The organism is Streptomyces sp. NPDC048506 (genome assembly GCF_040651315.1).
Classification (GTDB): Bacteria; Actinomycetota; Actinomycetes; order Streptomycetales; family Streptomycetaceae; genus Streptomyces.
The window spans coordinates 58,122-82,659 of record NZ_JBEZIX010000034.1 but is presented as its reverse complement, the minus strand read 5'-3'; the positions used below and the strand labels follow the sequence as shown (position 1 = coordinate 82,659).

Below are 24,538 nucleotides of genomic sequence, written 5' to 3'. Positions count from 1 at the left end.
AAAGTCTAGCGGCGCCGGGCCGGCGCATTACACACTTCACACGGCTGATCGAATTCTGTAACGTCGAGATATGACCGTCACCCATGAAGTCGTGAATCAGGCTCCGCCGCTGAACGGGTTCAGCACGGCGGACGAGCCGGCCCTGCTGGAGGCGCTGCGCCGGGACGGCGCCGAGTGGGGCGTGCGCGAGGTGACCGAACTCGGCGCGCTGGCCGGCACGGCCGCGGTGCAGGAACAGGCGCGCCGCGCGGAGGAGCGGCCGCCCCGGCTGCACACCCACGACCGGTACGGGCACCGCGTCGACGAGGTGGAGTTCGATCCGGCCTGGCACGAGCTGATGACCGTCGCGGTGCGGCACGGCCTGCACGCCGCGCCGTGGACCGACGACCGCGCCGGCGCACATCTGGTGCGCGCCGCCAAGTTCTACGTCTGGTCGCAGGCCGAGGCGGGGCACGGCTGCCCGATCTCGATGACCTACGCCGCCGTCCCGGCACTGCGCGCCGCACCGGACCTGGCCGCGCAGTACGAGCCGCTGCTGGCCTCCCGTACCTACGACTTCGGGCTGCGCGCGCCGCTGACCAAGTCGGGCCTGATCGCGGGCATGTCGATGACGGAGAAGCAGGGCGGCTCGGACGTGCGGGCCAACACCACACGGGCGGTGCCGGCCGGCGACGGGACGTACCGCATCACCGGTCACAAGTGGTTCACCTCGGCGCCGATGAGCGATGTGTTCCTGGCGCTGGCGCAGACCCCGGAGGGACTGGGCTGCTTCCTGCTCCCGCGGGTGCTGCCGGACGGCACGCGCAACGGCCTGCGGCTGATGCGGCTCAAGGACAAGCTGGGCAACCGCTCCAACGCGTCCTCGGAGATCGAGTACGACGAGGCGGTGGCCTGGCCGGTGGGCGAGCCGGGGCGCGGGGTGCGGACCATCGTCGAGATGGTGAACATGACCCGGCTGGACTGTGTGCTGGGGTCGGCGGCCGGGATGCGGGCCGGGCTGCGGCAGGCGCTGCACCACACCGCGCACCGGCGGGCGTTCGGGAGGGAGCTGGACCGGCAGCCGCTGATGCGCTCGGTGCTCGCGGACCTGGCGATCGAGTCGGAGGCGGCGACGCTGCTGGGGATGCGGCTGGCCACGGCGGTGGACCGGTCGGCGGCCGGGGACGCCCAGGAGGCGGCGCTGCGCCGGCTGGCGCTGGCCGCCGGCAAGTACTGGGTGTGCAAGCGGGGCAGCACCCATGCCGCGGAGGCGCTGGAGTGCCTGGGCGGCAACGGCTACGTCGAGGACTCGGGCATGCCGCGGCTCTACCGGGAGGCGCCGCTGCTGTCCATCTGGGAGGGCTCGGGCAACGTCGCGGCCCTCGACGTGCTGCGCGCGCTCGGCAAGGAGCCGGCCGCGCTGGACGCGTTCTTCGCCGAGGTGGAGAGCGCGGCGGGCGCCGATCGGCGACTGGACGACGCGGTGGCCGGGGTCCGCACGATGCTCGGCGCACTGGCCAGCCCCGAACGGGCGCAGCTGATGGCGCGGTCGCTGGCGGAGCGGATGGCGCTGGTGCTCCAGGCCTCGCTGCTGGTGCGCTACAGCCACCCGGCGCTCGCCGATGCGTTCTGCGCCTCACGGCTCGACGGGGAGTGGGGGCATGCGTTCGGCACCCTCCCGGCCGGCGCCGACCTCACGGCGATCCTGGAGCGCGCCCGGCCCCGCCCGGCCGTCCCGGCGTCCGGGGACGCGACCTGATGGCCGTACGGATCGAGCGCGCCGGGCCGGTGACGACGGTGGTGCTGTCCCGGCCCGCCGCCCGCAACGCCGTGGACGGCCCGACCGCACGTCAACTGGCGGACGCCTTCCGGGAGTTCGAGGCCGACGAGGGGGCCCGGGTGGCGGTGCTGTGGGGCGCTGGCGGGACGTTCTGCTCCGGCGCCGACCTCAAGGCGGTGGGCACCGAGCGCGGCAACCGGGTGGCGCCGGACGGCGACGGCCCGATGGGGCCGACCCGGATGCGGCTGACCAAGCCGGTGATCGCGGCGGTGGCCGGCCATGCGGTGGCCGGCGGGCTGGAGCTGGCACTGTGGTGCGACCTCCGAGTGGTCGAGGAGGACGCCGTCTTCGGGGTGTTCTGCCGGCGCTGGGGGGTGCCGCTGATCGACGGCGGAACGGTGCGGTTGCCGCGGCTGATCGGCGCCGGCCGGGCGATGGACCTGGTCCTGACGGGCCGTCCGGTCGCGGCGGCAGAGGCGCTGGACATCGGGCTGGCCAACCGTGTGGTGCCGACCGGTACCGCCCGCGCGGAGGCCGAGTTGCTGGCGGCCGAGCTGGCCCGGTTCCCGCAGGCCTGTCTGCGCAGCGACCGGGCCTCCCTGTTGGACCAGGAGGGCCGGGACGAGGAGACCGCCATGGCCGACGAACTCCGTTACGGGCAGGGCGTGTTGGCCGAGGCGATGACGGGTGCGGCGCGGTTCGCCGCCGGGGCGGGACGGCACGGCGAGGCGGACCCGACGTAGCGGGCGCCTCCCCCGGGCGCGCCGCGGCCCTGGCCCGGCCGGACCGGCTCCACGCCGCCCGGCCGGCCAGCCGGCGCACCACACCGCGCCGCACGGTGCGGCGCACCCACCCGCCGGCCCGCCCGCGTTGCACTTCCGTCCTGGTCACGGCAGTGTACGCAGCCGTCACAGGCAAGGAGCCCCACCGTGAGCGATGTGAACTACCCCGAGCAGGGCGGCACCCGGCGCACCCCCCTGCCGCCCGGCTACCACCACCTCCACGAGGAGGTGCCGATCGGCCGCGGACCGGAGGTGCTGGCCGCCGCGGGCGAGGCGATCACCACCTTCCGGATGCACCGCGCCGCGGGTGCCGTCATCCGGGCCGACGCCCCGCGGGCCGCGCCCGGGGTGGCCGTCGAGGTCTCCCTGGGCATCGGGCCGCTGCGACTGCGGGCGCCCTGCCGGGTGGTGTGGACGGTCGCCGAGGAGGACCGGATCGGCTTCGCGTACGGCACCCGTGAAGGGCACCCCGAGTGCGGTGAGGAGGCCTTCCTGGCCGAGCGGCGCCCGGACGGCTCGGTGTGGTTCGTCGTGACCGCGTTCAGCCGCCCCGCCGCCCGTCTGACCCGGTTCGGGGGTCCGCTGGTCCCGGTGGCGCAGCGCCAGTACGCCCGCCATCTCGGCCGCACCCTCCGTCGGCTCGCCAACCCTCGGCGAGGCGGTCGGACCCCCTGATCCTCACGCCCTGAGGCCTTACGGAGACAGCTGGTTACCGACGCGTAGCCCCAGCATCGCTGATCTTCATACATCCACCTGGGCTTCATCTTTTCGTCACCATCGCCCCCGCCGACCGTGAAAGAAAGCCAGGCATGTGTGATGACGAACTGATCCCGCCGCAGGCGGACATGACCGAGCGGGAGTGGCTGCGGGCCGGCTCGGAGGCCGCGGCCGGGGCGCCGCCGATGCGCACGACGGGCCGCGTCCCGCAGTGGGTGAACCGGCGGACGCTGCTGGGCGGGGCGATGGCCGGTGCGGCGCTGGCCGTGCTGCCCGCACCGACCCAGACGCCCGCGTCGGCCGCGCCCCGCCTCGGCGGCCCGGGGGCCTTCCCGTTCCCCCAGCACCCCAACGGGAAGGGGGAGTTCGCCGTCCTGGTCACCGGCGACGCGGGGACGGGGGACGAGGCGCAGTACGCGGTGGCGGCCGCGGCGCGCGACGTCTGCCGGGACGAGCACATAGGCCTCGCGGTCGGCCTCGGCGACAACATCTACGAGAACGGTCCGGAGTCCGACCACGACTCGGAGTTCCAGGACAAGTTCGAGAAGCCCAACAGCGGCATCGACGTGCCCTGGCTGATGGTCCTGGGCAACCACGACTGCTCGGGGCTGATCCCCGGCAGCGGCGGCGACCCGTCGCGCGGCGACCGCGAGGTCGCCTACGCCAGGACCTCCAAGCGCTGGTACATGCCCAGCCGTTACTACAGCGTGCCGCTGCCGGCCGCCGACCCGCTGGTGGAGTTCTTCGCCATCGACACCATCCCGTGGTCCTCGTACGTCGCCCAGCTCGACCCGTACTACCGCTGGGACGGCCCGTACATGCGCGAGCAGCGGAGCTGGCTGGACGGCGCGCTGCGCGCCTCCCGCGCCCGCTGGAAGGTGGTGCTCAGCCACCACCCGTACCTGAACAACGGCAAGCACGGCAGCGCCGGCTCGTACGACGGGTTCGAGATCGGGAACTACACCAGCGGCGTCCACCTCAAGGACATGTACGAGAAGGTGGTGTGCGGCCGGGCGGACCTCATCCTGTCCGGTCACGACCACACGCTCCAGGTCCTGGAGCCGACGGCGCGCACCGGCGGCACCCGGCAGGTGGTGTGCGGGGCGTCCGCCAAGACGGAGGACGGCAAGGCGCACTTCCAGAACCCGGCGGCCTGGCAGAACTTCTCCGACCACGGCTTCATGGTGCTGAAGGTGTCGGCCGCCCGGCTGACCATCGATGTGTACACCGTGGACGTGGCGACGCGGAAGGCCACCCTGGCGCACCGGACGCGGCAGTCCCGTCCGGTGGCGGCGCCGGCGCACGCCTGAGGACCGGTGGGCCGTCCCGGAGCAGCGCTCGCACCGGGACGGCCCGCCTCGGCGTGCACGGTGCGGCCTCGGGCACCGGGTGACGGTGCCCCGGACCGCCCGGCCCGGAGGCGGTGACGACGTCCGCACCCGGCTTCCGCGATCCGGAAACCACCAGGAAGCACCGGACGTGCGGGCCGCGCTACCGCTGCCTAAGGTGTTCGCATGGTGAGCCCGTGCGGCGCGCGCTCCGGGGCGAGGCGGGTCGACCCGTGACCGCCCCGCCGGCCGAACCGTCCGACGAGGGGTACGACCCCCGCGCCCACCGGGACTGGCGCCGGGTCCAGGAGGACACGCCGGGGGTGTCACGGCACGAGCCCATCGGGCTGCGCGCGCGGCTCTCGCTCAACCGGATGGGCACCTTCGACTGGGACCTGGACGGCGGGGTCATGGAGCTGGACCCCGGTGCCCTGGACGTCTTCGACCTGCGCCCGGACGAGTACGACGGTGCGCCGATGTCGCTGGTCACGCGGGTGCCGCCGGAGGAGGGGCGGCGGCTGGACGAGGCGCTCTCGCAGGCACTGGAGGACGGCCAGGCGTCCTACGGCGCGTACTTCCGGGTCCGCTGCCGCGACGGGTCCTGGCGCTGGACGCACTCCCAGGGGCGGATCCTGCACACCCCGGACGGCGTCCCCTACCGGGTCATCGGCATCGTCCGGGAGGCGACCGGCGAACTGGCGGACTCCGCGCTGCTGCGTTCGCTCCAGCAGGACCGCCAGCGGCAGACCGTGATGGTCCAGCAGACCACGGCCGCGCTGGCCCGGGCGCTGTCGATGAAGGACGTGACGCGGGTACTCACCGGCACCGGCAGCGCCCGGCGGTTCGGCGCGGACGGGCTGCTGCTCGGCCTGGTCGAGAACGATCGGTTCACCATCGTCGCGGCCGCCGGGCTCAAGGGCGGGCCGCCCGAGGAGCTGAACACGGCGCGGCTGGACGACACCCTGCCGCTGTCCGACGCCGCGCGCACCCGGCAGCCCATCTTCCTCAGCACCCGCGGCGAACTGATCGCCCGCTATCCGCGGCTGCGCCCGTACTCCGACGTCCTGCCGGCGGGCAGCACCGCGTTCCTGCCGCTGATCGCCCAGGACACCGTGATCGGGGGCCTGGGGCTGTTCAATGCCGAGCCGGCGGTGCAGTCACCGGAGGCCAGGAACCTGGCGCTGGCGCTGGCCGGCGTGGTGGCCCAGTCGGTACAGCGGGCGACCCTCTTCGACCAGGAGCGGGAGTTCGCGACCGGGCTCCAGGAGACGATGCTGCCGCGCCGGCTGCCACCCCTCGCGGGCGGTGCGGTCACCGTCCGCTACCACCCGGCGGGCGTCGGGCGGGACGTCGGCGGCGACTGGTACGACGTCATCGCGCTGCCCCAGGGGCGGACCGGGCTGGTGGTCGGCGACGTGCAGGGCCATGACACCCATGCGGCCGCCGTGATGGGCCAGCTGCGGATCGCGCTGCGGGCGTACGCCAGTGAGGGGCACTCCCCGGAGACCGTCCTGGTGCGGGCCTCCCGCTTCCTGGCCGAACTGGACACCGAGCGGTTCGCGACCTGCACCTACGTCCAGGCCGACCTGGAGTCCGGGGCGCTGTACGTGGCTCGGGCCGGCCACCTGGGACCGCTGATCAGCAACGCCGCCCGGCACATCGACTGGCCCGAGGTGTGCGGCGGGCTGCCGCTGGGCCTGGCCACCGCCTTCGGGCACGACCACTTCCCGGAGACCCAGCTGTTCCTGGAGCCCGGGTCGACGCTGCTGCTGTGCACCGACGGCCTGGTCGAACGGCCCGGCCAGGACATCTCGGCGGGCATCGACGCGCTGTCCGCCGCGGTCCGCGCCGGGCCCGCCGACCTGGAGGCGCTCGCCGACCGGCTCTCGGACCATCTGTGCAGCGACCCCGGCTCCGAGGACGACATGGCCCTCCTGCTGCTGCACCGGCTGCCCGCTGCCGGTGCCGCCACCGCCCCACGAATGCGGGTGCACGTCCATCAGGCCGACCCGTCGGGCACCGGGGAGGTCCGCTCGGCGCTGCGCCGTGCTCTGGACCAGTGGCGGGCGGGCAGCATCGCGCACGACGTCGAGGTCGCCGCGTCCGAGCTGATCGCCAATGCGCTGACCCACACCGAGAGCGGCGCCCTGGTCTCCATGGAGTTGCTGCCCGGTACCCCGCGCCGGATCCGGCTGGAGGTCGAGGACCGCTCCAGCCAGTGGCCGCGCCGGCGCAGCCCCGGGGAGACCGCGACGTCCGGCCGGGGGCTGCTGCTGGTCGAGGCGCTCGCGGACCGCTGGGGCGCGGAGCCGCGCGGGGCGGGCAAGGCGCTGTGGTGCGAGTTCGTGGTGGCGGACGGCCCGAACTGACCCCGCTGCGGCGCCCGAACCGGTCCGGCGGCCGTCACGCTCGGCTACTCCGCCCTGCCGATCGAACTGATCAAGCGCCAGGTGGGCGAGGCACGGGCCAACTCCCGGGTCCTGGTGGTGGACTGCTGCTTCGACGACATCCACCATGCCGTGGACCGCCGGCTGCAAGGCCCGGGGCGCCGGTCCGGGGGACGCGGCCTGGGCGGCAGCCCGCGGAACCGCGCGTTCGTGCTCTCCTCGCCCCTGTGGGGCGCGCCGTAGGCCGGCCTCACTCCTCCGGCCCGTACCACAGCGTGGTGATGTTGCAGAACTCCCGGATCCCGTGCCCGGAGAGCTCCCGTCCGTAGCCGGAGCGCTTGGCGCCGCCGAACGGCATGCCCGGGTGGGAGGCGGTCATCCCGTTGAAGAAGACCCCGCCGGCCTGCAAGTCCCGTGCCAGCAGCTCCTGTTCGTCCGGGTCGCGGGTCCAGGCGTTGGAGCCGAGGCCGAACGGGGAGTCGTTGGCGACCCGTACCGCCTCGTCCACATCGGCGACCCGGTAGAGCGTGGCGACCGGGCCGAAGGCCTCCTCGTGGTGGATGCGCATGCTGGGCGTGATGCCGGAGAGCACCGTCGGCTCGTAGAACCAGCCGGCCCGGTGGTCGGGCGGGCGCCGGGCGCCGCACAGGGCGGTCGCGCCCTGGTGGACCGCGTCGTCGACGAGCTCCTCCAGGTCGGAGCGGCCCTGCTCGGTGGAGAGCGGCCCCACGTCGGTGCCCTCGTCCATCGGGTCGCCGACGGTCAGCGCGGCCATGCGCTCGGTGAACCGCTCGGCGAAGGCGTCGTGGACGTCGGTGTGCACGATGAACCGCTTGGCGGCGATACACGACTGGCCGTTGTTCTGGACGCGTGCGGTGACGGCGACCCGGGCCGCCTTGTCCAGGTCGGCGGAGGGCAGCACGATGAACGGGTCGCTGCCGCCGAGCTCCAGCACGGTCTTCTTGACCTCGTCGCCGGCGATGGACGCCACCGAGCGGCCGGCGGGCTCGCTGCCGGTCAGCGTCGCCGCGGCGATCCGCGGGTCGCGCAGGACGTCCTCGACGGCGCCGGATCCGATCAGCAGGGTCTGGAAGCAGCCGTCGGGGTAGCCGGCGCGGCGGAACAGCTCCTCGATGTAGAGCGCGGTCTGCGGGACGTTCGAGGAGTGCTTGAGGAGTCCGGTGTTGCCCGCCATCAGGGCCGGCGCGGCGAAGCGTACGACCTGCCAGAGCGGGAAGTTCCAAGGCATCACCGCGAGGACGGTGCCGAGCGGGCGGTAGCGGACCACGGCGCGCCTCGCCCCGGAGTCCCGCACGTCGGCCGGGTCGGGGTGCTCGTCGGCGAGCAGTTGCTCGGCGTGCTGGGCGTACCACCGCATGGTCCTGGCACACTTCGCCGCCTCCGCACGGGCCTGGACCAGCGGCTTCCCCATCTCGGTGGTCATCGTGCGGGCGATGCCGTCCTGGTCGCCGTCGAGCAGCTCGGCGGCCTTGACCATCAGCTCGGCGCGGTAGCCGAACGAGGTGGTGCGGTGCTCCTGGAACGCTTGCTCCGCCCTGACCAGGCGGTCTTCGATCTCGCCGGCATTGAGCGCCTCGAAGGTCTTCAGGGTCTCGCCGGTGGCCGGGTTGACCGTGGCGATGGCCATGATCAGCACCTCCCTTGCACATACGGTCCGGGCTCGGGGGACGGGTCCGGGACCGGGTCGGGTCCGGGCGGACGGGGGATCGGCTCCGGTTCCGGCGGAATGGGCTCCGGCGGCGGTGCGGGCACCGGCGGACCGGGCAGAGGCTCCGGAACGGGGCTGGGCGGCGGGCCTCCCAGGTCCGGGGCCGTGAGCTGCGGATCACGGTCGAGCGCGCGCATTGTTGGGCCTCCCATCCGTTTACGCGTTTCGCGTTTCGCTGCGCTTGGCTGACCTCCCACGTTTTCGGCTCCCCCGCCGTGGTTGGCTCCATGTGCGCTTGGTGGCCCCCTGCCCACGTTATCGGCTTTCCCGCCGTGGGTGTTGCTGGCCGTTTGGCCTGGCAGCCGGCTGTTTTCGGCTTTCTCGCCGTTGTGCCTGCGGCGGGCTGTTGCCGCTGCGCGGGGCTGTTCGGCTGCGGGTGCGCCCCTCCGGACTTCGTCCTGCGGTCCGCCCCCTCCCGTGGATGGGTGGAAGAAGACCGGTGGGGGTGCCCGTGGAGCGTCGTCTGCGCGCACCAGCCCACTCACACCCGCCCCCACGACCGTCTTTCCTCCCACTCACGGGAGGGGACGGGCCGGAGGGGCAGGGGTGTGGGACGTAAAGCGAAGCAGTCCCACACCCCTACCCCGGAGGCCCGTCACCGCACCCACAAACCCACGCCCGCCGCAGGCGCAACGGCGAGACGACACACGGCGCCGCAGACAAAAACGTGGGGGAGCGCCGGCCGCCAGGCCACGGCGGGAAAGCCAAAAACGTGGGGCGAAACTCACCCCGTCAGGGGGAAATGGCAAGAGACCCGGTGCCCAGGGACCAACGGCTCGGCAGGTGGCGGCTCCGCCGCTTCGCACTGGTGCGTGGCAAGGGGGCAGCGGGTGCGGAAGCGGCAGCCGGAGGGTGGGGCGGCGGCCGACGGGGGCTCGCCGGTGAGCGGGGTCTCGTCGGCGCGTAGCAGCGCCCGGGTGTAGGGGTGCAGCGGCCGGGTGAAGACCTGTTCGGCGGGGCCGGTCTCGACGAGCTTGCCGAGGTACATCACGCCGACCGTGTCCGCGAGGTGCCGTACCACCGCCAGGTCGTGCGAGATGAAGAGGTAGCTCAGCCCCTTCTCGTGCTGTAGCTCCCGCATCAGGTTGAGGATCTGCGCCTGGACGGAGACGTCGAGCGCGGAGACCGGTTCGTCGGCGACGACGAGGGAGGGGGCCAGTGCGAGGGCGCGGGCCAGGCCGAGGCGCTGGCGCTGGCCACCGGAGAATTCGTGCGGGTAGCGGTCCACCGCACCGCGCGGCAGCCCGACGTCGTCCAGCAGTCCGGTGATCCGTCGCTGTTGTTCCGTGCGGTCGCCGATGCCCTGGATGACCAGGGGTTCGCGCAGTATCGCGGCCACCCGCATCCGGGGGTCCATGGACGCGTAGGAGTCCTGGAACATCAGCTGTACGGTGCGCCGGTGGGCGCGGAGTTCCCGCTTGGCGAGGGTGGTGATGTCGCGGCCGGCGACGTGGACGCTGCCGGTGGTGGGCGGTTCCAGGCCGACGACCAGCCGGCCGAGCGTGGACTTGCCGCAGCCGGACTCCCCCACGATGCCGAAGGTCTCACCGCGGCGGACGGTGAGCGAGACCCCGGCCACCGCACTGACCTCGGCGGCTCCCTTGCGGCGGGCGAACGGGCCCTGGTGCAGCGGATAGCTCTTGCCGACGTCGGTGAGTCGTAGCAGGGCTTCGTCGGTGCGTACCGGGGGCGCGGCGGGTGCGGGCGGGCGGGACGGGGCGGTGGCCGGGGCCGGGCCGGTCGGGTGGAAGCAGGCGAAGGCGTGGGCGGTGGCGGCGGGTGGGCAGTCGTCGAGGCCGTCGGTGAGTTCCGGCTCGGCGGCGCGGCAGATCTCGGTGGCGAAGGCGCAGCGCGGGGCGAACCGGCAGCCGGTGGGGCGGGTGAGCAGGGACGGCGGTAGGCCGGGGATGGTGGACAGCGTGCCGGCGCCGTGGGTGGCGCGTTCGGGCAGGGCGGCGAACAGGGCCTGGGTGTAACGGTGCCGCGGGGTGGTGAACAGCGGCCGCACGGGCGCCCGTTCGGCGATCCGGCCGCCGTACATCACCGCGACCCGGTCGACCCGGGTGGCGATCACGCCGAGGTCGTGGGTGACCAGGATCATCGCCATGCCGAGGCGGGCGCGGAGGTCGTCGATGACGTCCAGGATCTGCTGCTGGGTGGTGACGTCGAGGGCGGTGGTCGGCTCGTCGGCGATCAGCAGCCGGGGTTCGCAGACCAGCGCCATGGCGATCGCGACGCGCTGGCGCATGCCGCCGCTGAGGTGGTGCGGGTAGTTCGTCAGCCGCTCCTCGGGGTGCGGCATTCCGACCAGCCGCAGGGTGTCCGCCGCCTTGGTCCAGGCCTCGGCCCGGCTCATCCGGCGGTGCAGCAGCAGTGGTTCGGCGACCTGGGCGCCGATGGTGAGGGTGGGGTTGAGGGAGGTCAGCGGGTCCTGGAAGACCATGCCGACGGTGTTGCCGCGCACGTCCCGCAGGACGGCTTCGGGGGCGGCGGCGAGGTCGGTGCCGTCGAACAGGATCCGGCCGCCGGTGGCCCTCCCGCCGTGCGGCAGCAGGCCGAGGACGGACAGTGCGGTCATGGTCTTGCCGCAGCCGGATTCGCCGACGAGGCCGAGCGCTTCCCCGGGGGCGAGGTCGAGGTCGATGCCGTCTAGGGCGTGGACGGTGCGGCCCCGGCCGCCGACCTCGACGTGCAGGTCCTCGATGGCCAGGAGGGGGGCGGCGGTCATGCTCGGCTCCTCTTCAGCCGGACGTCGAAGGCGTCCCGCAGGCCGTCCCCGATGACGTTGAACGCGGCGACGACCAGCACGATCGCGATGCCGGGCGGGAAGATCAGCCACCAGTAGCCGACCTGGGTGTAGGTGATGCCCGCGGAGAGCAGCGATCCCCAGTCCGCGGCGGGCGGTGGGACGGACAGGCCCAGGAAGGCGAGGTAGGCGACGTAGAGGATGGCGTCGGCCACCTGGAAGGTGGCGTTGACGACGACGGTGCCGATCGCGTTGGGCAGCACGTGCCGGAAGACTGCCCGGCCCCCGCCGCCGCCCATCAGCCGCATGGCGTGGACGTAGTCGCGGCCGCGCAGCGCCAGCGCCTCACCGCGGATCAGCCTGGCCGGGGAGAGCCAGGCGACGGAGGCGATGATCAGGATCAGGACGGGCTTGCTGGGGGTGACGATCGCGGCCACCACGACGAGCAGGAAGAGCGCCGGGACGGCCAGCGCGGCGTCGGTGATCCGCATCATCGCGGCGTCCACCCAGCCGCCGCAGTAGCCCGCGACGGCGCCGTAGACCGTGCCGAAGAGGGTGGCCAACAGCCCGGCGGCGAAGCCGACTTCGAGGGAGGTGCGGCCGCCGTACATCAGCCGGCCGAGTTGGTCGTAGCCCAGGTCGGTGGTGCCCAGCAGATGGCCGGTGCCGGGGGCGCGGTTGGCCTGGGAGAGGTCGGTGTGGATCTGGTCGGTGGGGTGGATCAGCGGCCCGAGGAAGCAGAAGGCGAGCAGCGCGAGCAGCACCAGCGCCCCGGTGAGGGCGAGCCGGTTGCGGGCGAACACGGCGAGGGTGCGGCGGACCGGGCCCGGTGCGGCCGGGACGGCCTCCGGCCGGGCGGCGTCGAGGGCTGGGGTCGTCACGTCACGCTCCTGATGCGCGGGTCGAGGACGGCATAGGCGATGTCGGCGAGCAGGGACCCGAGCACGGTGGCGACGCCGACCACGAGGGTGACGCCGAGCAGCACCGGGAAGTCCGAGCCCTGGGCCGCGTTCCAGAAGAGCAGCCCCATTCCGGGGTAGTTGAACATCGACTCCACGACGAGGGTGCCGCTGAAGAGGGTGGGCAGATAGAGGCCGAGCAGGGTGGCCAGCGGGATCAGCGCGTTGCGGAGCACATGGCGGGCCATGATCCGGGCGCCGGACTGCCCCTTGGCGCGTGCGGTGCGGACGTAGTCCTCGGCGAGGTTGTCGAGGACGGCGGAGCGCATGTAGCGGCTGAAGGCGGCGATGGTGCCGAGCGCGGTGGTGACGACGGGGAGGACGAGGGCCGGCAGATCGGCGAGGATCCCGCCGACCGTGTCGGCCTGCGGTGCCTCGGCGGGCAGCAGGGGGAGCTGCTGGCTGAAGACGAGGATGAGGACCAGGCCGAGGAAGAACACCGGGGTGGCGTAGGCGAGGAAGGCCGCGCCGGTCAACAGGTGGTCGACGGCCGTGCCGCGGCGTACGGCCTGAAGGATGCCGAGCGGGACCGCGAGGACCGCGGCCAGCGCGAGGGACAGCCCCGCCAGCAGCGCGGTCTTGGGCAGCCGCTCGGCCAGCAGCGAGGCGACGCTCTGGTTGAGCTTGTACGACTCGCCGAGGTCGCCGGTGAGCAGCCGACCGAGGTACATCAGGTACTGCTCCGGCAGTGAACGGTCGTACCCCTGCTGGTGGTTGAAGTGCGCCAGGGCGTCCGGGGTGGCCTGCACGCCGAGGATGGCGCGGGCCGGGCCGCCCGGGAGCAGGTGCAGCAGGACGAAGACGACGACCGACACCAGCAGCAGCACGACCAGGGCCTGTGCGCTGCGCCGGACCAGGAAGCGGATCACCGGTCGGCACCGCCCTTCTTGACGAAGTACCAGTTCTGCGGGGTGAGGGAGAGCGTCGGGTTCTGGTCGACGCCGCGCAGGTCGTTGCGGATGGCGGAGACCTGGTAGGCGGGGTTGGGGGTCCACAGGACGGGGAGCCGGCGGGCCACCGTGCGGCCGTAGTCGCGCATCGCGGCGGGGTCGTCGGAGTACTCGGTGTCCCGGATCAGCCGGTCGGTCTCCGGATCGGACCAACGACCCATGTTGGAGGGGGCGTTGGTGGCGAAGATCTGCTCCCCGCTGGGGTCGACCGGGAAGTACCAGCTGCCCTGGGTGCCGAAGAAGCCGAGCTGCCACTGCGCGCAGAGCGGCTCGGTCCGCTTGCAGGGGACGGTGGTGCCGAGGACGGTGTTCAGCGGCTGCTGCCGGACGTCGAGGGCGATACCGGCCCTGCCGAACTCGGACTTGACCACCTGCATGGTGTTGGAGGTCTCGGTCGACCCGGACTGGGAGAGCAGCGACAGTCGCAGCTCCTGACCCTCCCGGACGCCCGCGCCGCACGCATGCGCGCCACGTCCCGGTCGTACGCAGCGCAACACCCCGTCCCGATCGGCCCAGCCGTGTCCGGACAGCAGGGACTTCGCCCGTTCCGGGTCGTACGGGTAGGGGTCCTCGTCGAGCAGGCCGGCGGGGACCGGGCCGAGGGTGGGGGCGGCGCTGCCGTGCCAGACGACCCGGGAGATCGCCTTCTGGTCGATCAGCAGCTGGAGCGCCTGCCGCAGATAGGCCTGGCGCAGCAGGGGGCCGGCCGTGGGGTGCTGGTAGTTGAGGACGATGTAGGTGATCGCCCAGCCCTCCCACGGGTCGATGCGGTAGCCCCGCTCCTTGAACGTCGCCGCCTGCGCCATGACGGAGGGCGGTAGGTAGCCGTAGTCGACGCCGCCGGCGCGCAGCACGTTGAATTCGGAGTCGGCGGTGGTGAAGGGCTTGAGGACGACCCGGTCGAGATGGGGCTTGTCGGGCCCGCGGTACCTCGTGTTGGGAACCAGGGAGACCTGTCCGGAGGTGCTCCACTTCTCGATCGTCCAGGGCCCGTCGACGGTCTTCCACAGCGGGTCGGTGGCGAACCGGGAGAACTGCCTGGCGTGCCGCATCAGGCGGGCGAAGGCCCGCTGGGGAGCCTCGTTGTCGGGGTTCCAGGCGTGTACCGGCAGGGCCACGAAGTCCTGGAGCTCGTTGGCGGTGAACCACGCGGGGTTGTACGCGCGGTCGAGCCGGAGCCGGAAGGTGCGGTCGTCGAGGACGTCGAACGCCACGACGTCGTCCGGCATCAGCTTGGGCGAATACCCCGCCCACTCCCGCTTGTTGTGCTTGATCAGGTCGAACCAGAACTCCACGTCACGGGTGGTGACGGGCGTGCCGTCGGACCACTGGTGGCCCTTCTTGAGGGTGATGGTGACGGTGGTGTTCCGGTCGCCGTAGCGGGGCGCCTCCGCGAGGTTGCGGGGCGAGTCCATGCTCAGCCCGTCACCCTTCCGCTCGGGCGTGAACAGCCGCAGGAAGAGCAGGTCCTGGATGGCGCTGTTGTAGGAGGCCAGATAGCCGGGGGCGCCGATGGGGAAGATCCAGTTGGGGGTGGAGGCGGGGGGCAGGGCCATGGTGGCGGTGCCGCCCCGGACGGGCGTGCCGCCGGTGGCGCCGAGGTCGGTGACAACGTTGCCAGCCGGGGTACAGCCGACCAGGCCGACGAGCACCGAGGCGCCGAGCAGAACGGCGACCACAACCCGCCCCAGGGGACCGCGTTTTCGGACACTGCGCAGACCCATGCTGCCTCCGGTGGCTCGGCCGGTCGAGGAGTGCGAGCAAAGTACGGACGGCCGGGAAAAGAAGTCAAGACCTTGGCGAAACAGCCCAACTGCGGTCTACTGTCGGCGAGTTGACACGGGAACTTCCTTCGGAGGCCGAAGGAGGTTCCCGCTCCGCAACCCGCACCGTCCGGCGAAAGGTGCCCCATGACCGCCCTCGACGAGCAGCCCGGTTCCCCCGCGCACGTCCTCGAACTCGTCGCGAACGGCTCCGCCGCCTCCCGCGCGGACCTGGTGCGCGAGCTGGGACTCGCCGCGTCCACCGTCTCGGCCCGCGTCCAGGAACTCGTCGAGGCCGGGCTGCTCACCGAGTCCGGCGAGGGCGCCTCGCGCGGCGGCCGCCGTCCACGACTGCTGCGGGTCGCCGACCGGGGAGCCGTGGCGCTCGCCGCCGACCTGGGCAGCCATCACATCCGCACCGGCGCGGTCGGGTTGACCGGCGGCGCCCGCGACACCGACGACCAAGCCGTCGACCTGACCGCCGGCCCCGAACCGGCCCTGGACGCGCTCGCCGAGCGGTTGGGGGCGCTGGCCGAGCGGCAACGCGCGGCCGGGCGTACGGTGCGCGGCGTGGGCGTCGGCTTCCCCGGCCCGGTCGACGCGGACGGCGCCCGGATCATCGCGCCGTCGCGGATGCCCGGCTGGCACCTCTTCCCGCTGCGCGACCGGCTCGCGGACCGCCTCGGCCTGCCGGTGCTGCTGGACAACGACGCCAACATGATGGCGCTGGGTGAACACCGCGCCGCCCACCCCACCCGGCGCCACCTGGTGGTCGTCAAGGCCGGCCGGGGCATCGGGTCCGGTGTCATCAGCGACGGCCGGCTGTACCGCGGGGCCCGTGGGTCGGCCGGCGACATCAGCCACGTCCGGGTGGACGAGGCCGCCCGACTCCCCTGCTCCTGCGGCAACATCGGCTGTCTGGAGACCGTGGCGAGCGGTGCCGCGCTCGCCACCGCGCTGCGCGGCCAGGGCCTCGCCGTGGACTCCGCCACCGACATCCTGCGACTGGTCGAGAACGGCGAACCGCACGCCACCACCCTCGTCCGGCAGGCCGGCCGGGACATCGGCGCGGTGCTCGCCGTCGTGGTCAACTTCTTCAACCCCGAGGCGGTGGTCCTCGGCGGCGCGCTCGCCGGCGCCCAGCCGCTGGTGGCGGCCGTCCGCGGGGTGCTCTACGAACGCTGTCTGCCGATGGCCACCAGCGAACTCACCATCGACGCCGCCGCCTGCGGCCCGGACGCCGGCCTGTTGGGCGCGGGCCACGCCGTACTCCGCCGGACCGCCGGGACCGGCGCCACCGCCACGGCCGCGGCCGGACGTGACTGACCCTCCCCCGCCGCCACGGCCCGCCGCACCACCCACACCCGCCACCCGCCACCCCGTGGAGAGCGAGCCCTCATGCCCGTACCGACCGGCCCCCGGTCCCTCTCGCCGCGCCTGCGCATCGGCATCGGGGGCATGGCGATCGAGTCCAGTCAGTTCTGCCCGCACCGCTCGACCTACGAGGACTTCCGCGTCACCCGGGGCGACGCGCTGCTGGACCGCTACACCTGGACCCGGCCGGACGACGAGCTGGCCGAGCGGGTCGAGTGGGTGCCGCTGGTGCACGCCGTCGCGGTGCCCGGCGGCCCGGTGGAACGCGCCACCTACGACCGCATCAAGACCGAACTGACCGACCGCATCGCGGCGTCGGGGCCGCTGGACGGCCTGGTCTACGACATTCACGGGGCGATGAGCGTGGTCGGCCTGGACGATGCGGAGGCCGACCTCACCGACGCCGTACGGGCCGCGACCGGCCCCGCCACCCTCATCTCGGCCGCCATGGACCTGCACGGCAACGTCTCGCGCCGGCTCGCCGAACACCTCGACCTGCTCACCGCGCACCGCATGGCACCGCACGAGGACGCCTGGGACACCCGGGAGCGGGCGGCCCGCAAGCTCGCCGAGCGGCTGGTCTCCGGGAGGGGGCGCCCGCACCGGGCCTGGGTGCAGGTGCCGGTGCTCCTCCCGGGCGAGAAGACCAGCACCCGGCTGGAACCGGCCGCGTCCCTCTACGGTCGACTGGCGGCGGTCGAGGCGCTCGACGGGATCGTCGACGCGGCGGTCTGGGTGGGGTACGCCTGGGCCGACGAGCAGCGCTGCCGGGCCGCGGTGGTGGTCACCGGGGACGATCCCCGACTCGCCGTCGCCCAGGCCGCGTCACTGGCCCGCGCGTACTGGGACGCCCGCCGCGAGTTCGTGTTCGTCGGCCCGACCGGCGACGCCGACGACTGCATCGCCCGCGCCGTCGCCTCCCCCGCCCGGCCCTTCCTGATCAGCGACTCGGGCGACAACCCCACAGCCGGCGGCGCGGGCGACCTGCCGTACATGCTGGGCCGGCTGCTGGCCGACGAGGAGCTGGCGAGCGGCCGGGTGACCGCCCTGCATCCGGGCATCACCGACCCGGAGGCGGTCGCCGCCTGTTTCGACGCCGGGGTGGGCGCCGAGGTGGTGCTCCGGGTGGGCGGCCGGTTCAGCGCGGGCACCGGTGCGCACGCGGAGCCGTACGAGCTGACCGGCACCGTCACCGCTCTGGAGGACGGGGCCGCCCCCGACTCCGGTGCGCCGCGCGGCAATCCGGCGTACGACGGGGGCGGCCGGTCCGCGGCCGTCACCTGCGGCGGGGTGACCGTCGTCCTGACCGAACGCCGCAAGCCCTTCCACACCCGTGCCGACTTCGGCTCGTTGGACCCGCTCGCCCACGACCTGGTGGTCGTCAAGATCGGCTACCTGGAGCCCGAGCTGTACGCGATGGCCGCGGACTGGCTCCTCGCCCTCACGCCGGGCGGCGTCGACCAGGACCTGTTGCGGCTGGGTCACCACAAGGTGCTGCGGCCGCTCTACCCCTTCGACGACGAGGGCTTCGAGGACCCGGACCTCACGCCCGTGTTGCTGTGACGGGCCGACGCCCGTGTTGCTGTGGCGGGCTTGACGCCCGTGTTGCTGTGGCGCGCTCGGTTCCGACCGGACACGGGAATACCCCCCGCACCCGCCGCGTTGTGGCCCCGCAGGGGGCGCATCCGTCCCCTACGGGATCCGTTCGCCCACCCCCTACGGGCCCCACCCACCCCACGCCTGCCCCACTCCGAGGCCCGGGTGTCCCACCCCGAGGCCCCGGGTGCCCCACCCACACCGCCCCGGACGGAACGCCCGCCCCTACGGCTGTGGATCGCGTGCGTCGTAGCGGGCGAAGGCGCGGCGGGTGAGACCGAGGACGGTGACCACGAGGATGCAGGCGAGGCCGCCGCCGATGACGGCGGTGGCCGGTGAGGTCAGGTCGGCCACCGAGCCGGCGAGGAAGTCGCCCAGGCGCGGGCCGCCGGCCACCACGACGATGAAGACGCCCTGGAGGCGGCCGCGCATCGCGTCCGGCGTGGCGGCCTGAAGCATGGTGCTGCGGAACACCATCGAGACGGTGTCCGCGCAGCCTGCCACCGCCAGGAAGAACAGTCCGAGCCACAGGTGACGGGAGAGCCCGAAGCAGGCGATGGCCGCGCCCCAGGAGGCCACCGCGATCAGGATGGCCAGTCCGTGCCGGCGGATCCCGCCGAGCCAGCCGGAGAACAGCCCGCCCAGTACGGCACCCACCGCGGGCGCGGCGACCAGCAGTCCGACGGTCTTGGCGTCCCCGGCGAACCAGAGCACCGCCACCGCGGGGAACAGCGCGCGCGGCTGGGCGAGCACCATCGCGGCCATGTCGGAGAAGAACGTCATCCGCAGGTTGGGGCGGGTGGCCAGGAAGCGCAGGCCGTCCAGGACGGAGGCCCGGCGCCGCGGGCCGTCCCCCTGGTCGGGGCGCATCGCCGGCAGCCGCCACATCGCATACAGCGATCCGCTGAACGCCGCCACGTCGATGAGGTAGGCCGCCTGGTACCCCCACAGGCCGACGATGACACCGCCCAGCATCGGCCCGCCCATCAGCCCGAGGTTGCTGGTCAGGGAGTTGAGGGCGTTGGCGGCGGGCAGCTGCTCGGTGGGCAGCAGCCGGGGGATCATCGACGTGCGGGCCGGGGAGTTCATCGCGAAGCAGACGGCCTGTAGGGCGACGACGGTGTAGAGCAGCCAGACCCGGTGGTATCCGACGAGCGCGGCGGTGGCCAGCGTCACGGACATCGCGGTGGCGCCGGCGGCGCTGTACAGGCCCAGTTTGCGACGGTCGACGGTATCGGCGATGGCGCCGCCGTACAGCCCGAAGACCACCAGCGGGACCAGTGAGCACAGGCCGACCATGCCGACCGCGAAGGTGGAGCGGGTGATGGCGTAGACCTGGAGGGAGACCGCGAGTGCGGTCATCTGCTGGCCCATCCAGGAGATGGTGTTGCCGCACCACAGGCGGCGGTAGTCGGGGGAGGTGCGCAGCGGGGTCAGATCGGCGAATATCCGCGAGCGCAGGGGTATTTCATGCTCTTGCGGGCTCGGCGAAGAGGTCTCGCCGGACGTCTCGCCGGACGTCCCACCGGAGGTCTCACCGGAAGTCGTTGTAGGGGCCACGCGGCGCAGTAAAGCACGCACCGGTGGCACGCCGGACGGCGGGGCGGAAGAGGCACTCCGGCCGTGTGCTCCTTACGTGCGCCGAGCCGGCGTCCTCACGGCGCGGGCGAGCCTCCTTGCGCGCGCGGGCGACCGTCCGGTGGTGTGACGCCGTGGGCCGGCAGCCCGTACACCCGGCGGGCGTTCTCCGCGGCGATCATCGCCCCGACCCGGCGGGCGTCGTCCTCCGACCACGCCCCACTGGCCGTCCACTCCCCCAGCACGCCGGCCAGCGCGGTCCGGAAGAGCGCGCTGCCGACCACGTACAACTCGGGGAGGCCATAGGCGTCGGTGGAGAAGAGCAGCTTGCCGAAGGGGGCGAGCTCCAGGAATTCGGCGAGGACGGCGGTGGCGCGCGGGCCGGTGTGGGTCAGCGTCAGCCCGATGTCGGCGTGAACGTGCGGGAAGACGGCCGCCAGATAGGCGGCCTGCCGGTGGTAGGGGTAGCAGTGCAGCAACACCAGGTCGGTGCCGGTATCGGCGGTGGCGCGGACCAGGTCGGTCAGCAGCGCCGGATCGGCGTGGTCGAGCCGGAGGTCGGGGTCGCCGAAGCCGGTGTGGAGCTGGAGGGGGCGGCCGGTGGCGACGGCCAACCAGATCAGATGGCGCAGCAGGACCGGGTCGGTGAGGCGGGGCGTCCCGGCGGCCCACCAGGCGCGTGCGGCGGCGTGCACCGCGTCGGTGTCCGGCCGCTCGGGGGCCAGCGCGAGGCCGTGGCGGTAGGCGACGACGGTCTTGAAGGCGACGGCGCTCCGGGCGGCGTCCCGGACGGCGAGGGCGAGGGCGTCGAGGAGGTCGTCGGCGTCGGGTACGGCGGCCGCGGTGTGCTCGGCGAGCGTCTCCAGGCGGACCACCTCGTGGCCGACGCCCCCGCCCGCGGCGGCCGTCTCCGTCGGCCCGGTGAGGTCGCCGGGCAGCCCGGTGTCCAGGAGGTACGTGCCGATGCCGGTGGCGCGCAGCAGGCGGCGCCGGGTCTCGTCGGGGCCCAGTGCGCGGCGGCGGGCGAGGTAGCGGTCGGGCGGGCAGTGCGCGGGCAGGTCGAGCAGCGGCGGGCACCAGCGGCGGACGGCGAAGCCGGCCTGGGTGTCGAAGAAGGTGGTGCCCGCCGCGGGTGGCCGGTCGGATTCGGTGAGGTACCCGGCGAACGTCCCGGGGTCGAGGTCGTGCCGGATCACGCCGTGGCAGTGGTGGTCGACCAGCGGCGGCAGGTCGTCGGCGGGGCCGGGGACGCTCCCCGGGGCGTCCGCGGGCATCACCAGCGCCAGCGGGTGGCGGCGGCGATCTCCTCGGGTTCGCAGTCCGCGAAGTGCGCCTCCTCGGCGCGCCGGACCGCGAGCACCGCGCCGTGCAGCACCGGGCCCATCGCCTCGTGGAGCGGCGCCGACTTCTCCAGCCGGTCGGCGGCCTCGCCGAGGGTGGCGGGCAGCCGAACGATGCCGCGCCGGGCGCGCTCGCGGACGCCGAGGGTGCCCGGGTCGCCGGTCTGCGGCGCGGGCAGCCGGGCGCCGGACTCGATGCCGTGCAGTCCGGCGGCGAGCACCGCCCCGACGGCGAGGTAGGGGTTGGCGGCGGCATCGAAGGTCTTGACCTCGGCGTGGCCGCCGTCCGGGTCGTCGGGGGCGCCGGTGATCAGCCGGATCGCCGCCTCGCGGTTCTCCACGCCCCAGCACTGGTAGATGCCGGCCCAGTGGGAGGGCTGCAACCGCAGGTAGCTGGCGGGGGACGGGCAGCCGATGGCGAGCAGGGCGGGCAGCGCGTTCAGGATGCCGCCGAGGAAGGCCACCGCGTCCGGTGCCAGGCCCCAGTCGGCGTCGGCGGTGCGGTGCAGGCTGCGGCCGTCGCGGTAGAGGCCGAGGTGGAGGTGGCAGCCGTTGCCGACCTGTCCGGCGACGACGGACGGGGCGAAGGAGGCGCGCAGCCCGTGCCGGGCGGAGACCGCGCGGACGGTCTCGCGGACCAGGACGACGTCGTCGGCAGCGCGTACCGGGTCGCCCGGGGCAGTGGTGACCTCGAACTGGCCCGGCGCGTACTCGGGGTGGAGCTGGAGGACGTCGATGTCCTGGACGGCCAGCGCCTCGGTGACGTCGCGGAGGTAGTCGGAGAGTTCCACGACCCGGGTCATGCCGTACGCGGGGCCCGCGCAGGGGTAGTCGAGCGGCTCCTGTGCCGCGACGGCGGCCGGCTGGTGACCCTCGGGGGCGCGGGTGACCACCCATTCGGTCTCGAAGCCCATCCGCACGTCCAGGCCGGCCGCGCCGGCCCGCTCGGCCATCCGCCGGGCGAACTGCCGCTGGCAGGCGGGGTGCGGCACGCCGAGCTGGTCGTAGCGGTCGACCGGGGCCCAGGCCCAGCCGGGTTGGGCGGCGAGGGGGGTGAGGCGGTCCAGGTCGGGGAAGAGCCGCAGGTCCCCGTCGGGCCCGCCGAGGTGGTCGGATGCGGTGATGGCGTCGTCGGAGGTGAAGACGTCGAAGACCGGCGACATCCCCACACCGCGCACCACGGCGTCCGCCAGGCGCCGCGCCGGGACGGTCTTGACGCGGGTGATGCCCGCGTTGTCCACCCAGGTCAGTGCCACGTTCTGGACGCCTTCCGCTGCCAGCCGCGCCGCCGACTGGCCGGCGTTCTCGCGCTGTTCCGCAGCCCGCGTTGCCATAGAGCCGTCCTCACTCGCCCGTGCCGATCGCTCGGCGTCCGTGTCCCCGCTGATGTCCGGGACGGCTGGACGCTCCCCCGGCCAACGCTGGGAGGTACCCCCATCCCGGTCAGGGGCAGTTGAACTCGCACCATACGCACTTTCCGCCGCCGCGCGGCTCCACACCCCAAACGTCCGCCAGCCGGTCCACGAGGAGCAGGCCCCGGCCGGAGACGCCGGCCTCGCCCGGTTCGCGGCGCCGGGGCAGGCTGCTGGAGTGGTCCTCGACCTCCAGCCTCAGCCGGCGCTCGACGCTGTGCGGCATCCGGATGTTGACCACCGCCTCGCCGTCGGTGTGCAGCAGGGCGTTGGTGATCAGTTCGTCGGCGACCAGCTCGATCTCCTCGGCCCGTTCGGCCGCGCCCCAGGCGCGCACCGCGGCCCGGATCATGTGCCGGGCGGCGGAGAGGGCTTCCGGGTCGGCCGGGGGGATGTACTGGCGGAACCGTCCCACGGTGTCGTGCTCCGGGGCGCCGAGACGGCGCATCAGCAGCATCGCCATGTCGTCCTCGCCGGTGCGTTCGCCCGCGGACTCGCAGAGCCGGTCGGCGAGTTGCTGGACGTCCTGCGGGCCCTCGCGGATCTCGCGGGCCAGGTGCTGCATCCCTTCGTCGAGGTCGGTCCCGGGTTGTTCGACGATGCCGTCGGTGCACAGCAGCAGGGTGTCCCCGGGCGCGAGTTGGACGGTGGTGACGGGGTAGTCGAGCCGCCGGAACTCGGAGGAGATGCCGAGCGGCAGTCCGCCGGCCACCGGGAGCCGGCGGCAGATGCCCTCGGGGTGGCGGAGCAGGGGGTCGATGTGGCCGGCCCGGACGATCCGGGCCGCGCCGGTGCTCAGGTCCACGTCGACGTAGATGCAGGTGGCGAAGCGGTCGGTCTCCAGTTCGTTGAGGAAGGCGGAGGCCCGGCCCATGACCGTGGCGGGGGCGTGTCCTTCGGCGGCGTAGGCGCGCAGCACGATCCGCAGTTGGCCCATCAGCGCCGCGGCCTGGGTGTCGTGGCCCTGGACGTCGCCGATGACGGCGGCGACCCGGCCGTTGGGGAGCGGGATCACGTCGTACCAGTCGCCGCCGATGTCCCGGCCCATCCGGGCGGAGCGGTAGCGGACCGCGATCTGCGCGCCGGGGACGCCGGGGATCCGGCGCGGCAGCATGGCCTGCTGGAGGCCGGCGGCGATCTCGTGTTCCTGGTCGTAGAGCATGGCGCGGGCCAGGCTCTGCGCGATGCTGCTGCCGAGGGCCAGCAGGACGTTGCGCTCCTGGTCGCGGAACTCGCTCTCGCGCTCGTAGAACAGGCCGATCACGCCGATGAGGCGGCCCTGGGCGATCAGCGGCAGATAGGCGGCGGAGTTGACGTTGAGCGGCTCGATGGCGGGCCACAGCCGGGGGTAGCCGTACTTGAACTCCGCGCGGCTGTGCACATAGCGCGGGGTGAGGGTGCGCACCACCTCGCTCATCGGGAACTCGTCGCCGACCCGGGTGTACTCGAGGTCGGGTACGAAGCTGCCGGCCTTGCCCTCGGAGACCAGCCGGATGCGGCCCGCCTCGACCAGTCCGAGGATGATGTTCTCGGCTCCCAGCCGGCTCAGCCCCTGCTCGTCGGCGAGCACCGCGATCACCTCGCCGACCGTTCTGGCGTGCGCCAGGGCTGCGGTGGTGCGCTCGACGACGCTGGTGTGCCGACGCCGTTCCTCGTCGACCGCGAGCCGCTCCGCCGCGTGGGTGTACTCGTGGGTGGCGTCGCGGACCACGCCGATGATGCGGCGCGGGCGTCCGGTCCTGTCCCGGCGGATGCTGCCCTGGGCGTGGGTCCAGCGGAGTCGGCCGTCGCGCAACCGTACCCGGAAGTAGGCGCCGTAGGAGTCGCTGCCGTCCTTGAGCGCCCGGTCCACCAGGGCGTCCAGCCGGGCCGCCTCATGGGTGGGGACGCGGCGGTTGAGGGTCGCGGGGCGGTCGTCGTACTCGGACGGGTGCATGTCGAAGACCTCAAGGGCGGGCGGGTCCATGTGCATCAGCCCGCTGTCGAGGTCCCAGTCGAAGCCGCCCATGCCGTTGAGGGCAAGCGTCAGGTCCGGGTGGGCGGGCCAGTCGTCCGGCACCGACACGGTGGGCCGCTTCGCTCCCCGGCGGACAGCCATGTCGTCACTTTGCCACATTC

At 73.5% G+C, this 24,538-nt stretch carries 17 protein-coding genes; 8 read left to right on the top strand and 9 right to left on the bottom strand.

Annotation, left to right across the window (positions count from 1 at the left end; all coding sequences use genetic code 11):
- Positions 1-70: 70 nt before the first annotated feature.
- From AB0C96_RS26450 to AB0C96_RS26425, 6 genes are all read left to right on the top strand, one after another.
- Positions 71-1,738 carry an acyl-CoA dehydrogenase family protein gene (locus AB0C96_RS26450; RefSeq protein WP_362920459.1) on the top strand — a complete coding sequence of 556 codons (1,668 nt, stop codon included), beginning with the start codon at positions 71-73 and terminating at the stop codon, positions 1,736-1,738.
- Positions 1,738-2,502: a crotonase/enoyl-CoA hydratase family protein gene (locus AB0C96_RS26445; protein WP_362920457.1), complete on the top strand. Its 765-nt coding sequence runs from the start codon at positions 1,738-1,740 to the stop codon at positions 2,500-2,502. Before AB0C96_RS26450 ends, AB0C96_RS26445 begins: the two co-directional genes overlap by 1 nt.
- Before the next feature lie 186 nt (positions 2,503-2,688).
- Positions 2,689-3,216 carry a DUF1990 domain-containing protein gene (locus tag AB0C96_RS26440; protein ID WP_362920455.1) on the top strand — a complete coding sequence of 176 codons (528 nt, stop codon included), beginning with the start codon at positions 2,689-2,691 and terminating at the stop codon, positions 3,214-3,216.
- A gap of 134 nt (positions 3,217-3,350) precedes the next feature.
- A complete protein-coding gene (locus AB0C96_RS26435; RefSeq protein ID WP_362920453.1) occupies positions 3,351-4,568 on the top strand; it encodes a metallophosphoesterase in 1,218 nt (405 codons plus the stop codon).
- A gap of 251 nt (positions 4,569-4,819) precedes the next feature.
- A complete protein-coding gene (locus AB0C96_RS26430; protein ID WP_362920451.1) occupies positions 4,820-6,955 on the top strand; it encodes a SpoIIE family protein phosphatase in 2,136 nt (711 codons plus the stop codon).
- An 81-nt stretch (positions 6,956-7,036) separates the two neighbouring features.
- Positions 7,037-7,216, top strand: a complete 180-nt coding sequence (locus tag AB0C96_RS26425) for a hypothetical protein (protein ID WP_362920450.1) — start codon at positions 7,037-7,039, stop codon at positions 7,214-7,216.
- 7 nt (positions 7,217-7,223) lie between these two features.
- On the opposite strand, the gene AB0C96_RS26420 is transcribed toward AB0C96_RS26425, so the two are convergent.
- From AB0C96_RS26420 to AB0C96_RS26400, 5 genes are all read right to left on the bottom strand, one after another.
- Positions 7,224-8,621, bottom strand: a complete 1,398-nt coding sequence (locus AB0C96_RS26420; protein WP_362920448.1) for an NADP-dependent succinic semialdehyde dehydrogenase — start codon at positions 8,619-8,621, stop codon at positions 7,224-7,226.
- An 805-nt stretch (positions 8,622-9,426) separates the two neighbouring features.
- Positions 9,427-11,430: an ABC transporter ATP-binding protein gene (locus AB0C96_RS26415; protein WP_362920446.1), complete on the bottom strand. Its 2,004-nt coding sequence runs from the start codon at positions 11,428-11,430 to the stop codon at positions 9,427-9,429.
- A complete protein-coding gene (locus AB0C96_RS26410; protein ID WP_362920444.1) occupies positions 11,427-12,329 on the bottom strand; it encodes an ABC transporter permease in 903 nt (300 codons plus the stop codon). The genes AB0C96_RS26415 and AB0C96_RS26410 overlap by 4 nt, the downstream gene beginning before the upstream one ends.
- A complete protein-coding gene (locus AB0C96_RS26405) occupies positions 12,326-13,276 on the bottom strand; it encodes an ABC transporter permease (RefSeq protein ID WP_362920443.1) in 951 nt (316 codons plus the stop codon). The genes AB0C96_RS26410 and AB0C96_RS26405 overlap by 4 nt, the downstream gene beginning before the upstream one ends.
- Positions 13,273-15,036: a peptide ABC transporter substrate-binding protein gene (locus AB0C96_RS26400; protein WP_362920441.1), complete on the bottom strand. Its 1,764-nt coding sequence runs from the start codon at positions 15,034-15,036 to the stop codon at positions 13,273-13,275. The genes AB0C96_RS26405 and AB0C96_RS26400 overlap by 4 nt, the downstream gene beginning before the upstream one ends.
- 231 nt (positions 15,037-15,267) lie before the next feature.
- Here AB0C96_RS26400 and AB0C96_RS26395 point away from each other — a divergent pair, with 231 nt between their 5' ends.
- Positions 15,268-16,446, top strand: a complete 1,179-nt coding sequence (locus tag AB0C96_RS26395; RefSeq protein ID WP_362920439.1) for an ROK family transcriptional regulator — start codon at positions 15,268-15,270, stop codon at positions 16,444-16,446.
- A 72-nt stretch (positions 16,447-16,518) separates the two neighbouring features.
- Entirely contained in the window at positions 16,519-18,057 is a 1,539-nt protein-coding gene (locus AB0C96_RS26390) for a M81 family metallopeptidase (RefSeq protein ID WP_362920437.1), read from the top strand.
- A gap of 258 nt (positions 18,058-18,315) precedes the next feature.
- On the opposite strand, the gene AB0C96_RS26385 is transcribed toward AB0C96_RS26390, so the two are convergent.
- From AB0C96_RS26385 to AB0C96_RS26370, 4 genes are all read right to left on the bottom strand, one after another.
- Positions 18,316-19,557: an MFS transporter gene (locus tag AB0C96_RS26385; protein WP_362920517.1), complete on the bottom strand. Its 1,242-nt coding sequence runs from the start codon at positions 19,555-19,557 to the stop codon at positions 18,316-18,318.
- A 188-nt stretch (positions 19,558-19,745) separates the two neighbouring features.
- Positions 19,746-20,942 (bottom strand): amidohydrolase family protein, encoded by a 1,197-nt coding sequence (locus AB0C96_RS26380; RefSeq protein ID WP_362920435.1) that lies wholly within the window; start codon positions 20,940-20,942, stop codon positions 19,746-19,748.
- Positions 20,942-22,342, bottom strand: a complete 1,401-nt coding sequence (locus AB0C96_RS26375) for a glutamine synthetase family protein (RefSeq protein WP_362920433.1) — start codon at positions 22,340-22,342, stop codon at positions 20,942-20,944. Before AB0C96_RS26375 ends, AB0C96_RS26380 begins: the two co-directional genes overlap by 1 nt.
- 109 nt (positions 22,343-22,451) lie before the next feature.
- Positions 22,452-24,518, bottom strand: a complete 2,067-nt coding sequence (locus AB0C96_RS26370) for a SpoIIE family protein phosphatase (protein ID WP_362920432.1) — start codon at positions 24,516-24,518, stop codon at positions 22,452-22,454.
- Positions 24,519-24,538: the final 20 nt, after the last annotated feature.